Origin of the sequence: Ferrovibrio sp. (assembly GCF_025869515.1) — a bacterium.
Classification (GTDB): domain Bacteria; phylum Pseudomonadota; class Alphaproteobacteria; order Ferrovibrionales; family Ferrovibrionaceae; genus Ferrovibrio.
In genome coordinates, this window is sequence record NZ_JAOZVR010000116.1 from 63524 (window position 1) to 76443 (window position 12920).

At 65.2% G+C, this 12920-nt stretch carries 17 protein-coding genes; 13 read left to right on the forward strand and 4 right to left on the reverse strand.

Features of this window, described 5'->3' with window-relative positions; translation table 11 throughout:
* Nucleotides 1-24: 24 nt before the first annotated feature.
* Nucleotides 25-489, reverse strand: a complete 465-nt coding sequence (locus tag OJJ21_RS20960) for a nuclear transport factor 2 family protein (RefSeq protein ID WP_297689533.1) — start codon at nt 487-489, stop codon at nt 25-27.
* Nucleotides 490-592: 103 nt separating this feature from the next.
* Between OJJ21_RS20960 and OJJ21_RS20965 the strand changes: the two genes are divergently transcribed.
* Together OJJ21_RS20965 and OJJ21_RS20970 are read left to right on the forward strand one after the other, a co-directional pair.
* Entirely contained in the window at nt 593-1003 is a 411-nt protein-coding gene (locus tag OJJ21_RS20965; protein ID WP_297689535.1) for a nuclear transport factor 2 family protein, read from the forward strand.
* Nucleotides 1004-1208: 205 nt separating this feature from the next.
* Nucleotides 1209-2234, forward strand: a complete 1026-nt coding sequence (locus tag OJJ21_RS20970) for an aspartate-semialdehyde dehydrogenase (RefSeq protein WP_297689537.1) — start codon at nt 1209-1211, stop codon at nt 2232-2234.
* A gap of 68 nt (nt 2235-2302) precedes the next feature.
* Here OJJ21_RS20970 and OJJ21_RS20975 read toward each other — a convergent pair whose 3' ends face one another.
* Together OJJ21_RS20975 and OJJ21_RS20980 are read right to left on the reverse strand one after the other, a co-directional pair.
* A complete protein-coding gene (locus OJJ21_RS20975) occupies nt 2303-2941 on the reverse strand; it encodes an NrsF family protein (protein WP_297689539.1) in 639 nt (212 codons plus the stop codon).
* Between the two features lie 13 nt (nt 2942-2954).
* On the reverse strand, nt 2955-3512 hold the full coding sequence (locus OJJ21_RS20980; RefSeq protein ID WP_297689540.1) for a sigma-70 family RNA polymerase sigma factor: 558 nt from the start codon (nt 3510-3512) through the stop codon (nt 2955-2957).
* Nucleotides 3513-3699: 187 nt separating this feature from the next.
* On the opposite strand from OJJ21_RS20980, the gene OJJ21_RS20985 reads away from it, so the two are divergent.
* From OJJ21_RS20985 to OJJ21_RS21010, 6 genes are all read left to right on the forward strand, one after another.
* On the forward strand, nt 3700-3984 hold the full coding sequence (locus OJJ21_RS20985; protein ID WP_297689542.1) for a DUF2282 domain-containing protein: 285 nt from the start codon (nt 3700-3702) through the stop codon (nt 3982-3984).
* Between the two features lie 74 nt (nt 3985-4058).
* Nucleotides 4059-4907, forward strand: coding sequence for a DUF692 domain-containing protein (locus OJJ21_RS20990; RefSeq protein WP_297689543.1), 849 nt, complete (start codon nt 4059-4061; stop codon nt 4905-4907).
* A 1-nt stretch (nt 4908) separates the two neighbouring features.
* A complete protein-coding gene (locus tag OJJ21_RS20995; protein WP_297689545.1) occupies nt 4909-5664 on the forward strand; it encodes a DNA-binding domain-containing protein in 756 nt (251 codons plus the stop codon).
* Nucleotides 5665-5666: 2 nt separating this feature from the next.
* Complete coding sequence (locus OJJ21_RS21000) at nt 5667-6149, forward strand: DoxX family protein (RefSeq protein WP_297689548.1); 483 nt, start codon at nt 5667-5669, stop codon at nt 6147-6149.
* 101 nt (nt 6150-6250) lie between these two features.
* Complete coding sequence (locus tag OJJ21_RS21005) at nt 6251-6760, forward strand: hypothetical protein (RefSeq protein ID WP_297689550.1); 510 nt, start codon at nt 6251-6253, stop codon at nt 6758-6760.
* Nucleotides 6757-7263: a PAS domain-containing protein gene (locus OJJ21_RS21010; protein ID WP_297689552.1), complete on the forward strand. Its 507-nt coding sequence runs from the start codon at nt 6757-6759 to the stop codon at nt 7261-7263. Before OJJ21_RS21005 ends, OJJ21_RS21010 begins: the two co-directional genes overlap by 4 nt.
* A gap of 3 nt (nt 7264-7266) precedes the next feature.
* On the opposite strand, the gene pdxY is transcribed toward OJJ21_RS21010, so the two are convergent.
* A complete protein-coding gene (pdxY, locus tag OJJ21_RS21015) occupies nt 7267-8133 on the reverse strand; it encodes a pyridoxal kinase (protein WP_297689554.1) in 867 nt (288 codons plus the stop codon).
* Between the two features lie 133 nt (nt 8134-8266).
* Between pdxY and OJJ21_RS21020 the strand changes: the two genes are divergently transcribed.
* The 5 genes from OJJ21_RS21020 (at nt 8267) to sdhD (ending at nt 12918) form a co-directional block, all read left to right on the forward strand.
* Entirely contained in the window at nt 8267-9139 is an 873-nt protein-coding gene (locus OJJ21_RS21020) for a CoA ester lyase (protein ID WP_297689555.1), read from the forward strand.
* Between the two features lie 105 nt (nt 9140-9244).
* Nucleotides 9245-10315, forward strand: coding sequence for a MaoC family dehydratase (locus OJJ21_RS21025; RefSeq protein ID WP_297689557.1), 1071 nt, complete (start codon nt 9245-9247; stop codon nt 10313-10315).
* Nucleotides 10316-10526: 211 nt separating this feature from the next.
* Nucleotides 10527-11843, forward strand: a complete 1317-nt coding sequence (locus OJJ21_RS21030) for an ammonium transporter (protein WP_297689559.1) — start codon at nt 10527-10529, stop codon at nt 11841-11843.
* A 282-nt stretch (nt 11844-12125) separates the two neighbouring features.
* On the forward strand, nt 12126-12512 hold the full coding sequence (sdhC, locus tag OJJ21_RS21035) for a succinate dehydrogenase, cytochrome b556 subunit (RefSeq protein ID WP_297689561.1): 387 nt from the start codon (nt 12126-12128) through the stop codon (nt 12510-12512).
* 10 nt (nt 12513-12522) lie between these two features.
* Nucleotides 12523-12918 carry a succinate dehydrogenase, hydrophobic membrane anchor protein gene (gene sdhD, locus OJJ21_RS21040; protein ID WP_297689562.1) on the forward strand — a complete coding sequence of 132 codons (396 nt, stop codon included), beginning with the start codon at nt 12523-12525 and terminating at the stop codon, nt 12916-12918.
* Nucleotides 12919-12920 lie beyond the last annotated feature (2 nt).

A 12920-nucleotide genomic window follows, 5' to 3' on the forward strand; every position in this document is an offset into this window, starting at 1 on the left:
TCCGGGCATGACAATGATTTAATATCAGAGGCCCAGTTCCGTCAGCCCCGGATGATCGTCGGGCCGACGACCAAGAGGCCAGTGAAACTTGCGGTCAGTCTCGGCAATCCGCACATCGTTGATGCTGGCCTCGCGGCGTTCCATCAGACCCTCGGCATCGAACTGCCACTGCTCGTTGCCATGGCTGCGATACCACTGGCCGCTGTCGTCCTGCCATTCATAGGCAAAGCGCACGGCGATGCGGTTGCCGGTAAACGCCCAGACCTCCTTGATCAGACGGTAATCCAGCTCGCGCTGCCATTTGCGGGTCAGGAACTGCTCGATCAGGCCGCGGCCGGAGAAGAATTCGGCGCGGTTGCGCCACTGGCTCTGCTCGGTATAGGCACCTGCCACGCGCGCGGGGTCGCGGCTGTTCCAGGCATCCTCGGCCATGCGGGCCTTCTGGGCGGCGGTCTCGGCGGTGAAAGGCGGCAGCGGGGGGCGGGTCATGGCAAATCTCCGATTTGTACCGTAAGGTACAATGCTGCAGCCACTGGCCTTTTGCAAGCACCCTCCTATCCTCAAGCCGCAGACCAGATCGGGAGGAAGACCAGTGACCCAACAGGCACCGCTGAGCATCGTGGACCGCAACGCCGCCGATTACGCCGCCCTGGTCGCCGTGCTGCGCGACTATTTCGACGGGCTGTATACCTGCGACACCACGAAGCTCGCCCGCGTCTTCCACCCGGCCGCCACCTATGCCTGCGCCACCGACGGCACGCTGCTGAAGCTCGGCATGGATGAATATTTCCCCGTGGTGGAGAAGCGCGAACCGCCGGCCAGCCGCAATGAGCCCCGGCGCGACCGCATCATCTCGATTGAATTCGCCGGACCAGTAACCGCCCTGGCCCGGGTGGAATGCGCCATCGGGCCGAAATTCTTCACCGACCTGCTCACCTTCATCAAACTCGACGGCCGCTGGCAGATCATCGCCAAGGTGTTCCATTACGAGCTGATGGAATAATAGCGTAACCACCTGATTATACTGCATTTTCAGCGCATTGCGGCAGAGGGGTACAACTGCGGCAATTTCCCGCTTGCCTGCCGGGGTTTGCGGGCCTAATTTCCGCTCGCCTGCCGGGCACGGCCTGCCGGGCACCAACATTCACCTCGTGTTTTGATAGTCCGCCGGGTGTCGACCTGCCGGACGCAACGAAAGAAGGTTCAAGATGGCGTACAAGGTCGCCGTTGTCGGCGCCACCGGTGTGGTGGGCCGCGAAATGCTCAACATCCTCCACGAACGCAAGTTTCCGGTTTCGGAAGTCGTCGCCCTGGCCTCGCGCCGCAGCGTCGGCCGCGACGTCATGTATGGCGACAAGCATATCAAGGTGAAGGCGCTCGACGACTACGACTTCCGCGGCACCGACATCGCACTGTTCTCGGCCGGCGGCGCCACCTCGAAGGAATGGGCACCCAAGGCAGCCGCCCAGGGCGCCGTGGTGATCGACAATTCGAGCTTCTGGCGCATGGACCCCGACGTGCCGCTGGTGGTGCCGGAAGTGAATGCCGATGCGATTGCCGGCTACACCAGGAAGGGCATCATCGCCAATCCGAACTGCTCGACCGCCCAGCTGGTCGTCGCGCTGAAGCCGCTGCATGATCGTGCCACCATCAAGCGCGCTGTCGTCGCTACCTACCAGTCCGTTTCGGGCGCCGGCAACGAGGGCGTTACCGAACTGGAGCGCCAGACCAAGCAGATCCTGGTCAACGATCCGGTGGTGCGCGAGAAGTTCACCAAGCAGATCGCCTTCAACGTCATTCCTCACATCGACGTCTTCATGGACGACGGTTACACCAAAGAGGAATGGAAGATGACGGCCGAGACCAAGAAGATTCTCGACCCGAAGATCAAGCTGACCGCCACCTGCGTGCGCGTGCCGGTCTTCATCGGCCATTCCGAGGCCGTCAATCTGGAATTCGAGCAGCCGATCTCGGCGGAAGAAGCGCGCGAAATCCTGTCGACGGCGCCGGGCGTGCAGGTGCTGGATCGCCGCGAGGACGGCGGCTACATCACGCCGCTGGAATGCTCGGGCGACTACAACACCTTCGTGTCGCGCATCCGCGAGGACTTCACCGTCGAGAACGGTCTGGTCATGTGGGTGGTGTCGGACAACCTGCGCAAGGGCGCGGCGCTGAATGCCGTGCAGATCGCCGAAGTGCTGGCTGCCCGCTATCTGAAGAAGCAGGCCGCCTGAGCCGTTTTAGTAAAGAAGCAGAGAGTTTCTCCTCCAGGGCCGCCAGCGAAAGCTGCGGCCCTCTTCTTTTACCAGCGCAGCAGCCGGCGGCCGATCAGTGCGCCCAGTGCCACCAGCATGGCAATCGCCAGCGTGTACCAGGTGGCCACGAACAACGGACTGTCGTCCGGGCAATGCGCGGCATAAAGGGCGGCGGAAATCCCCCCGGCGATCAGGCCGGCGACGGCACCGGCCAGCGCCGGCCGCGCCGGCGCACCGCCGCGCAGGGCGAACAGGATCAGGCCGAGCGGCGCCAATCCCATCAGCGGAATATAGGTGAGGCAGACGCGCGCATTGACGCCGACCAGCGCCGGCAGCCAGCGTGCTTCGGGCAGCGCCATCAGCTCGCCGGCAATGCCGATCAGCAGCAGGCCCGGCGCCAGCAGCAGAACGCCGCGCCAGACGCCCGCGCTGGCACCCGGCTGGATCAGTCGCAGCACCAGGCCGATGGCGGCGACCGCGAGCACCAGCGTGACGGCGAATTTGAGCAGGAAGCGCAACTGGTCGAGCGAGGCCACCGCATCGCCACGCGGCCCCAGCAGCAGCAAGAACAGGATCGCCGCCGCCGCCACGCCGCCGGCCAGCGCCAGCGCCAGCCTGGCCTGGGGACGCAGGCCGGACGGCGCCGCATCCTGGGCGATGGCTCGGATCAGATCATCGGTCTTCATGTTTCGCTGCTCCTCAGGCGCCCCGTTCTCGTAAACGTTGGGCCAGTAACGCCAGCCCGCGATGCAGGGCCACGCGCACGGCGCCTTCGCTCATCGTCAACCGCTGTGCGGTCTCGCGGATCGAAATGCCGTCGATGGCCACGGCCTGCACCACGTTGCGCTGCCCCGGCGCCAGATTATGCAGATGCTTTGCCACGTCATTCACCACGGTACGGTCTTCCTCGGGTGCCGCTGCCAGCACATCGCTGACATCGTCGATATCGATTTCGCGGCCACGGCGGCCGCGCCGGCGCAGGGCATCCACCAGCTTGTTGCGCGCAATCGCGCGAACCCACGGCATGATCGGCATGTCCGGCTGCCAGGTCTGCCGCTTGAGATGGATGGCCAGCAAGGTTTCCTGCACCACATCCTCCGCATCCGCCGCCGTCAGGCCGACCCGCTGGCAACCGCGCCGCGCAATCGCGCGCAGGACCGGCGTCAGGGCCAATAGCAACGCCTGATACGCCACCGCATCGCCGGCGAGGGCCGCGCGCATCCACGCCGCCCATTCAAGTTCCGCCTCGCCAGTCATGCCTTCATTACGTCCATTCGCCGGTATCCGGCCCGATGTTACAGGCCCGCCATGGAAAAATAATCACCTACACGAAAGCGTGAGCAGCGTAACACAGACCGGGCTGCCGGCGAATGAGAGGGTATGGGCGGGATCAAGCCGCGACCGCCCGCCCATCCCAACCCGCGGCACCGATAGGAGATTACGCATGCTCGCCAAGAAGCACCTGACCGCCGCCATGCTGGCCGGCTCGCTCGCCACCGCCCTCACCCTGATCGCCAGCCAGGCGCCGGCCCAGGATATGGCCAAGGAAAAGTGCTACGGCGTGGCGATGGCCGGCAAGAACGACTGCGCCGCCGGTCCTGGCACCACCTGCGCCGGCACCTCGAAGGTCGATTACCAGGGCAATGCCTTCAAGCTGGTGGCCAAGGGCACCTGCACCACGATGAAGACCCCGAAGGGCATGGGCTCGCTCGAGCCGATGAAGAGCTAAGACGGTCCGGCGGATGGCGGCCGCTCCTCGCCGGCATCCGCCCCTCTTTCTCTCTCTCCCACACCATGACCGCCATGCTCCCTTCCGTTGCCGGCACCGCCTTCAAGCCCGCGCATTTCTCCGCCCTGCAGGCCGAGACGACGAAACCGGGCTTCATCGAGGTACATGCCGAGAATTACATGGGCGACGGCGGCCTGCCGCATGCGCAGCTGACCGCCCTGCGGGCCGAGCATGCGCTGTCGCTGCATGGCGTCGGCCTGTCCATCGGCAGCGAAAGCCGCGATCTCGACCGCGACCACCTGCAGCGCCTGCGCAAGCTCTGCGACCGCTACCAGCCTGACAGCTTTTCCGAGCATCTCGCCTGGTCCAGCCATGGCGGCGTGTTTCTGAATGACCTGCTGCCGCTGCCCTATACCGACGCGACGCTGCTGCGCGTGATCGACCATGTGGCGCAGACGCAGGACATGCTCGGTCGCCGCATTCTGCTGGAAAACCCCGCCACCTACCTGCAGTTTGCCGCCAGCACGATCCCGGAAACCGAATTCCTTGGCGAAATCGCGGCGCGCACCGGCTGCGGCCTGCTGCTGGATGTCACCAATGTGCAGGTCGCCTGCACCAATCGCGACGAAGATCCGGCCGCCTATCTGACCCGTTTTCCCTTGCAGCATGTCGGCGAGATCCATTTGGCCGGCCATCATGCCGCGAAAGACCGCCACGGCATGCCGCTGCTGATCGACGACCATGGCAGCAGCGTGAGCGCGCGGGTCTGGCAGCTTTATGAATCCGTGATCGCCCGCATCGGCCCGCGGCCGACCCTGGTGGAATGGGATACCGATGTGCCGGACTGGTCGGTGCTGGTGGCGGAAGCCACGAGGGCGCAGGCCATTCTGAATCGCGGCGCCGGCAAGGCCGAGGCGGCCTGAGATGCAGGCCGCGTTCACCGCTGCCTTGCTGGATGCCGGCCACGCGCCGCCGCCCGGGCTGCACGCCGCCGACACCACCGAGCGTTTCGCCGTCTATCGCAACAATGTGGTGAGTGGCCTGATCCGCGCCCTGGCGTCCGGGTTTCCTGCGGTGGAGGCCATTGTCGGCGCCGAATTCTTCTCCGCGCTGGCCGCCTGCTTCGTGCGGGCGGCACCACCGACCTCGCCAGTGCTGCTCGACTATGGCGCCGCCCTGCCGGACTTCATCGCCGGCTTTGCCCCGGCCGCCGAATTGCCGTACCTGCCCGATGTGGCGCGGCTGGAACTGGCCTATACCCGTGCCTTCCATGCCGCCGATGCCGTGCCGCTGGCGACCGATACGCTGCGCCGCCTGCCCCCAGAACGCGTGGCCTCGCTGCGCCTGCAACTGCACCCCTCGCTGCAGATCCTGCGCGCGCGCCATCCCGTCGCCACCATCTGGGCGATGAATACCGGCCGCGCGCCACTGAACGAAATCGCCGACTGGTCGGCGCAGGATGTCCTGGTGCTGCGGCCGCAACTGGCCGTCGACGTGATCCCGCTGGCGCCCGGCGAAGCCACATTCCTCGAAACCCTGCAGGCCGGCGGCACACTGGGCGAGGCGGCGTCGACCGCGCTGGATGCCGCCGCCGCTTTCGGTCTCGGCCCGGCTCTGGCCGCGCTTTTCATCCGCGGCGCCGTGATCGCCGTTGAAACTTCCGAGCAGGACGAAGAATGACCATGATGCAAGCTACCCCCATTCCGAGCGTTCCCCCTGGCAGTCTGATTGTCCGGCTGCGGCTGTTCATTGGCGCGATGGACGCGATTCCGCACAGCCTGATCGCACTCGCCGCCCGTATCTTTCCCGCTGCGATCTTCTGGCAGTCGGGCCAGACCAAGCTGGACGGCTGGCATGTATCGGACTCTGCGATTGCGCTGTTTCGCGACGAATACCGGCTGCCGCTGATCGACCCGGTGATCGCCGCGCATCTGGCCACGCTGGGCGAGCATCTCTTCCCGCTCCTGCTCGTCATGGGCTTTGCCAGCCGCTTCGCCGCACTGGCCCTGTTCGGCATGACCGCCGTGATCCAGATTTTCGTCTATCCGGATGCCTGGCCGACCCATGGCATATGGGCCGTCAGTCTCCTGATTATTATCGCGCGCGGCCCGGGCATCTTAGCGGTCGATCACCTGCTTGCCCGGCAGTGGCCGGCCGGCAGGTGATGCCGATTTGCCACGGCCGTTTGACTCCGCCGCTTTTTCACAACGCGCGGGCCCAAGCCGGATTGCGCTCAAGGATGGCTTGAGGCGTAATGCGGTCAGCAATGACCGTCTCTCCCTTGCCTGCCGACGCACATCCCCTGATCCGTCAGGGCTACGACTATTGGCAGCAAGTGCATCCGCCCGGCGAGGGTCTGCTGCCCGGCCGCCAGCATGTCGAGCCGACCGTCATCCCCAAGCTGCTGTCGCATATCTGGATGGTGGATGTGCAGCAGCCCGAACAGGACAGCGACAGCCTGCGCTTCCGCTATCGCCTGCTTGGCACGGCAGTCCGCCGCATAACACCCAGCGGTGAAACCGTAGTCGGCCGCTGGCTCGACGAGGTCGATCCCGATTTCACCACCTCGGGCCGTGCCGCCGCCTTTATCGAACCGGTGCACAGTCGGCAGCCCTGCTATCGTCGCGGCCAGCCGATGTTTCCGACCGGCCTCGATCATCTGACGATCGAACGGCTGTTCCTGCCTCTGGCAGCCGATGGCCGCAAGGTCGATATGCTGTTCTGCATTTCGCTGTTCCTCTCGGCCAGCCATGCGCTGATGGATCCCGGCGAATGACTGCCACTTTCACCCTGCCGCCCGATGCCCATCCAGTGATGCAGCAGGGCCTTACCTACTGGCGCGCGGCGAAACCAGGCGAAGATCTGCTGCCTGGTCGTCAACATATCGACCCGCTCGGCATGCCGGCGCTGCTGCCCTATGCCTGGCTGCTCGAAGTGCATCCGCCGGAAGGCGCCATCGGCATTCCGCGGTTCCGCTTCCGGCTGGTCGGCAGCCATGTCGATCTCGGCTTCGACGGGCCGGCGACCGGCAGCTGGCTGCATGATATGGAGCCGGGTTTCGATACGGTGAGCGGACGCTCGCGCAGTTTCGTCGATGCCGCAACCAATGCACAGATCAGCCATCGGCGTGGCCCGCCGCGCTTTAACATGAATGCCGATGCGGCCGAACTCGAACGCCTGATGCTGCCGCTGGCCAGCAACGGGCATAATGTCGACATGCTGCTCGGCTTCACCGTCTTCTACGACGGCATCGGCAGCGTATTGCGCAGCAATCTGTAAACTTCAGCGCACCCGCTCGATATCGGGCAGGTACTGCGGCGCACGCAGCAGGTCCTGGATCGCCTCGAGCCGCATTTCCGGCGCCTTGCTTTCGCGCGCATCGCGCAGGGCTGTATAGGTGGCCGACATCGCGAACAGCAGAGCCTTTTTGGGTGTGCGGCCCTTCAGCAGGCGGGTGAGGAACAGTGCGGCGAACAGGTCGCCGGCGCCCTTGGGCAGATCCTCGCCCAGATCGGGCACCGCGCAAAGCCAGGCGCCCTCGCCATTGACCAGCAGGGCTTCCAGCACATTCTGGCCCTGATGCTGGCCGCCGTCCTGACGCTTCAGCGTGGTGGCCACCACCATCGCCGGGCCCTTGGCACGCAGCGCGTCGCAGGCGGCCAGCGCCTGCGGCAGCGTCTCGATCCTGCCGCCGGTGAGATATTCCAGTTCGAAGCCGTTCGGCGTAGCGATGTCGGCGGCGGGAAACAGATGGTCGCGGATATAGGCCGGCAGCGCGGGATCGACATAAAGCCCGCTGTCGCTGTCGCCCATCACGGGGTCGCAGAGGAAGATCGCCTTCGGATTGGCTGCCTTCACTGCCAGCGCGGCACGGCCGGCGGCTTCCGCGGTGCGCGGATTGCCGAGCCAGCCGAGCAGCACGGCATCGATCTGGTTCCATTCCGGCCGCGTCTGTAACGCGGCGATCCAGGCATCCATTTCCTCGGGTGCGGTGGGGCGATGCGCCGGTGGTCCGTAGGAGGGGTTGAAGGCCAGCAGGCCGGTCGGCACTGGCCAGACCTCGATACCATTGCGCTGCAGGGGGAAGACAGCGGCATTGTTGCCGACATGGCCGTAGATCACCTGGCTCTGGATGCTGAGCACGCGCATGGGCGGGAAATCCTGCAGTCGTTGGAATACAGACAAACGGATGACGCCACGGAACCTTGCCACGCCTAAGTCGGCGTTTATAGTGGCCCAATTCAAACTTATTGCACCGCAACAATTCGACGAGGCATTCCGCATGGCCGCTTCCGCCCGCCCCCGCCGCAGCGTGCTTTACATGCCCGGCTCCAATGCCCGGGCACTGGACAAAGCCAAGACGCTCGCCGCCGATGCCCTGATCCTCGATCTGGAAGATGCGGTGGCGCCGGAGCAGAAGGCGATGGCGCGCGAGCAGGTCTGCGCGGCCGTCGCCGCCGGCGGCTATGGCGCCCGGGAGCTGATCATCCGCAGCAACGGCCTCGACACGCCCTGGGGCAGGGACGACATTATCGCCGCCGCCGGGGCCGTGCCCGATGCCATCCTGCTGCCCAAGGTGGAAAGTGCCGCCCAGGTACAGGCTGCCGAAGCCCTGCTGCAGCAGCATGGCCAGGATAAAACCGCGATCTGGTGCATGATGGAGACCCCAAAGGGCATCCTGCGCGCCGAAGAGATCGCCGCCGCCTCGCCGCGGCTGGCGGCGCTGGTGATGGGCACCTCCGACCTGGTCAAGGATCTGAATGCCCAGCACACGCCTTTGCGCCTGCCGGTGATCACCGCGCTGGGTCTGTGCCTGCTGGCGGCGCGCGCTTACGGTTTGGCAATCCTCGATGGTGTCTATCTCGATCTGGACGACGACGCCGGTTTCGAGGCCGCCTGCCGGCAGGGCCTGGAATTCGGCTTCGACGGCAAGACGCTGATTCATCCCAAGACGCTGGGCGCCGCGAACCGCGTATTCGCCCCAACCGAGGCGCAGGTGGCCTGGGCGCACAAGATCATCGCCGCTTTCGAGGCGGCAGCGAAGGAAGGCAAGGGCGTGGTGCTGGTGGATGGCAAGCTGATCGAGAACCTGCATGTCGAGCAGGCGAAGAAGCTGGCCGCCCTGGCTGAGGCGATTGCGAAACTGCAGGCATAATCGTCACCCCGGACTTGATCCGGGGTCCCATTTGTTTCGGTGACAGAAAAATGGGATTCCCGCTTTCGCGGGAATGACGACAGGAAAAAACAGGAAAGCGGAACGATGAGCGACAAGACCAATCCGGGCAACTTCTTCGAGGATTTCAAGCTCGACCAGGAAATCCGCCATGCCACGCCGCGCACGGTTACGGCCGGCGATGTCGCGCTCTATACCGCGCTGTATGGCCCGCGCTTTCCCGTGCAGTCGGCCGACAGTTTCGCCCGCCGGCTCGGCCTGCGCGCCGCCCCGGTCGACGACCTGCTCGCCTTCCATGTCGTGTTCGGCAAGACCGTGCCGGAAATTTCGCTGAATGCGGTGGCCAATCTCGGTTACGCCGAATGCCGCTGGCTCGCACCGGTTTTCACCGGTGACAGCATCCATACGGTCTCGCGCGTGATCGGCCTGAAGGAGAATTCGAACAAGAAGACCGGCGTCGTCTATGTGCGCAGCCAGGGCTACAAGGACGGCGACGAGCTGGTGCTGGATTACGTGCGCTGGGTGATGGTGAAAAAGCGCGACGAAAGTGCGGTTATCGCCGAGGAACGCGTGCCGCGGCTGAGCGATCATGTCGCGCCTGAGCAGCTGCGCCTCCCGACCGGCCTGAACTTCGCGCATTACGACTGGGTGCTGGCCGGCAGCCGCCATGGCTGGGAGGATTACGAGCCCGGCGAGAAAATCGACCATGTCGACGGCATGACCATCGAGGAAGCCGAGCACATGCTGGCGACCCGGCTGTACCAGAACACCGCCAAGGTGCATTTCGACCAGCATCGCCAGGGACAGGACAAACTCGGCCGCCGCCTGATCTATGGCGGCCACATCATCAGTCTGGCGCGGGCGCTCAGCTTCAATGGCCTGGGCAACGCCGCCTTCGTCGTCGCCATCAATGGCGGACGACATGTCAACCCCACCGTCGCCGGCAACACCATCTATGCCTGGTCGCAGGTACTGGATAAGGCCGAGCTGGAGGGCCGCACCGATGTCGCCGCCCTGCGCCTCCGCACCCTCGCGGTGAAGGACCAGCCGGCCGCGAACTTCCCGGACAAGGACCCCGCCGGCAAATACCCCGACAGCGTGGTGCTCGACCTGGATTATTGGGTGCTGATGCCGCGACGGGAAAAGCGGCGCCGGTAGATTAAAAAATAGGCAAAAGCACAGCATTTCAGCATAAATATGCTGAATTTGATGGCAATCGCTGCGCCTTAACTGCCCGTCCTGATCTTTTCCAGCATTTCCCATGCCGGTCGTTTGGCATGCCTCGTGCTTGGGCATTCTGCCTATTTTGCCGGCGTTTCGCCCGCCGGCAGGATGGGCCTAACAAACGTTCAACAGGGTGGGATTCCAAATGATCGCCTTCGCTCTGCGCCGCCTCACGGCGCCGGCAGTCTTGCTGTCTGCCTTTTGCCTGCCGCTTGCCGCTTTCGCGGCGGAGGACAAGCCGCTGGATGCGGCCAACACCGCCTGGATTCTGACTGCCACCGCGCTGGTGCTGTTCATGACCCTGCCCGGCCTGGCGCTGTTCTATGCCGGACTCGTACGGTCGCGGAATGCGCTCAGCGTGGTGATGCACTGCGTGCTGATCGCCGTGCTGGTTTCGCTGCTCTGGCTGATCGCCGGCTACAGCCTCGCCTTCACCGATGGCGGCAGCAGCCAGAACTGGATCGGCAGCTTCGACCGCGCTTTCATGGCCGGCGTGACTGCCGAGACGCTGAAGGACGGCCTGCCCGAAACCGTCTTCTTCATGTTCCAGATGACCTTTGCCATCATCACCCCGGCACTGATCGTCGGCGCCTGGCCCGAACGCATCCGTTTCTCGGCCGTGGTGCTGTTCACCGGCCTGTGGCTGTTCCTGGTCTACGTGCCGGTCTGTCACTGGATCTGGGGCGGCGGCTGGCTGTCCGATCACGGCGTGATCGATTTCGCCGGCGGTCTGGTGGTGCATGTCACTGCCGGCATGGCCGCGATCGTGGCCGCGCTGATGGTGGGCAGGCGCCGCGACTTCCCGCATGAACCGCTGCTGCCGCACAGCCCGGGCATGACCGCCACGGGCGCCGGCATGCTGTGGGTCGGCTGGTACGGCTTCAATGCCGGTTCGGCGCTGGCCGCCAATGGCTCGGCCGGCATGGCGATGATGGTGACGCATATCGCGGCCGCCACCGGCGCGCTGACCTGGATGGCGATCGAATGGCTGCGCTATGGCCGGCCCTCGCTGGTCGGCATCGTCACCGGGCTGATCGCCGGCCTGGCCACCATCACCCCGGCCGCCGGCGTGGCCGGCCCGGGCGGCGCAGTGCTGATCGGCCTGTGCGGCGGCAGCATTTGTTTCACCGTGACCAACCTGCTCAAGCAGCGCCTGAAACTCGATGACTCGCTGGATGTCTTCGCCGTGCACGGCGTCGGCGGCGCGCTCGGCATCCTGCTCGTCGCCATTGTCGGCCAGCCCGGCTTCGGCGGCACCGGCTTTGCCGAGGGCGTCACGGCGCTGATGCAGTTCAAGGCGCAGCTACTTGGCCTCGGCGTCACCGCCCTGTGGTCGGGCCTGGTCTCCTGGGGTATCTTCGCGATGCTGAAAGCCAGCGGGAACCTGCGGGTCAGCGAGGAAGACGAGTCCGACGGCCTGGATATCACCACCCATGGCGAGCGCGCCTACGATCTGCGCTGAGCCTTGCAATCGCGATATGGCCGGGCCGGCTTCAGGGCCCGGCCATGTTGCGACAGACTCGCAATTCCAGCCCCGCGAGCATGCAGCGCGTCCCCGGCAATTTCCCTTGCCGGGATGGGGTTTAGGCGACTAAAAACAAGATCACCAATGATTGACTACGCGGGCTTCAGGACTAGTATCCGGCCTGCTTTCGGACGTCGACTCGGCCGTTTTCCCCTGCGCCGCCGGCGGACCGCCCCACCTCTATGCCCCAGGACCGCTCCAGGGGCGAAGGCGCACAAAATGGCGAACGTCGAACGACCGCTCTCTCCGCATCTGCAGATTTACCGCTGGCCCGTCACCATGGCGACCTCGATTCTGCACCGCGCCACCGGCTGCGGCCTGGCCGCCGGCACCGTGCTGCTGACCTGGTGGCTGGTCGCCGCTGCCGCCGGCCCGGACTATTACGCGATGGTGCAGGCCTGCCTCGGCTCCTGGCTCGGCCGCCTCGTCCTGTTCGGTTTCACCTGGGCGCTGTTCTACCACCTGCTGAGCGGCATCCGTCATCTGGTCTGGGATACCGGTCGCGGCTACAGCCTTGCGGTAGCCAACCGCGCCAGCTGGCTGGTCATCGGCGGCTCGGTGGTGCTCACCGTGCTGGCCTGGATTCTGGCCTACGCCTGGAAGTGAGGAGCGCATCATGAGCAATGCCAACAAACCGATGCGCAGCGCGCTCAAGAATGTCCGCGGCCTGGGTGCCGCCAAGGAAGGCGTGCAGCACTGGTGGCTGCAGCGCGTCACCGCAATGGCCATGATCCCGCTGCTGCTGGTCATGCTGGTCTGCCTGCTCAAGCTGGCGACCGGCGATCATGCCGCCGTCGCGGCCTCCTTCCGGCATCCGCTGTTCGCCCTCGTCGCCCTGCTCAGCATCCTGGCCGTCTTCTGGCATATGAAGCTGGGTCTGCAGGTGGTGATCGAGGACTATGTCCACAGCGAGGGCCTGAAGATGGCCAGCCTGCTCGGCATCACCTTCGCCACCTTCATCCTCGGCGGCATCGCCGCCCTGTCGGTGCTCAAGCTGTTTTTCGGAGCCTAAAC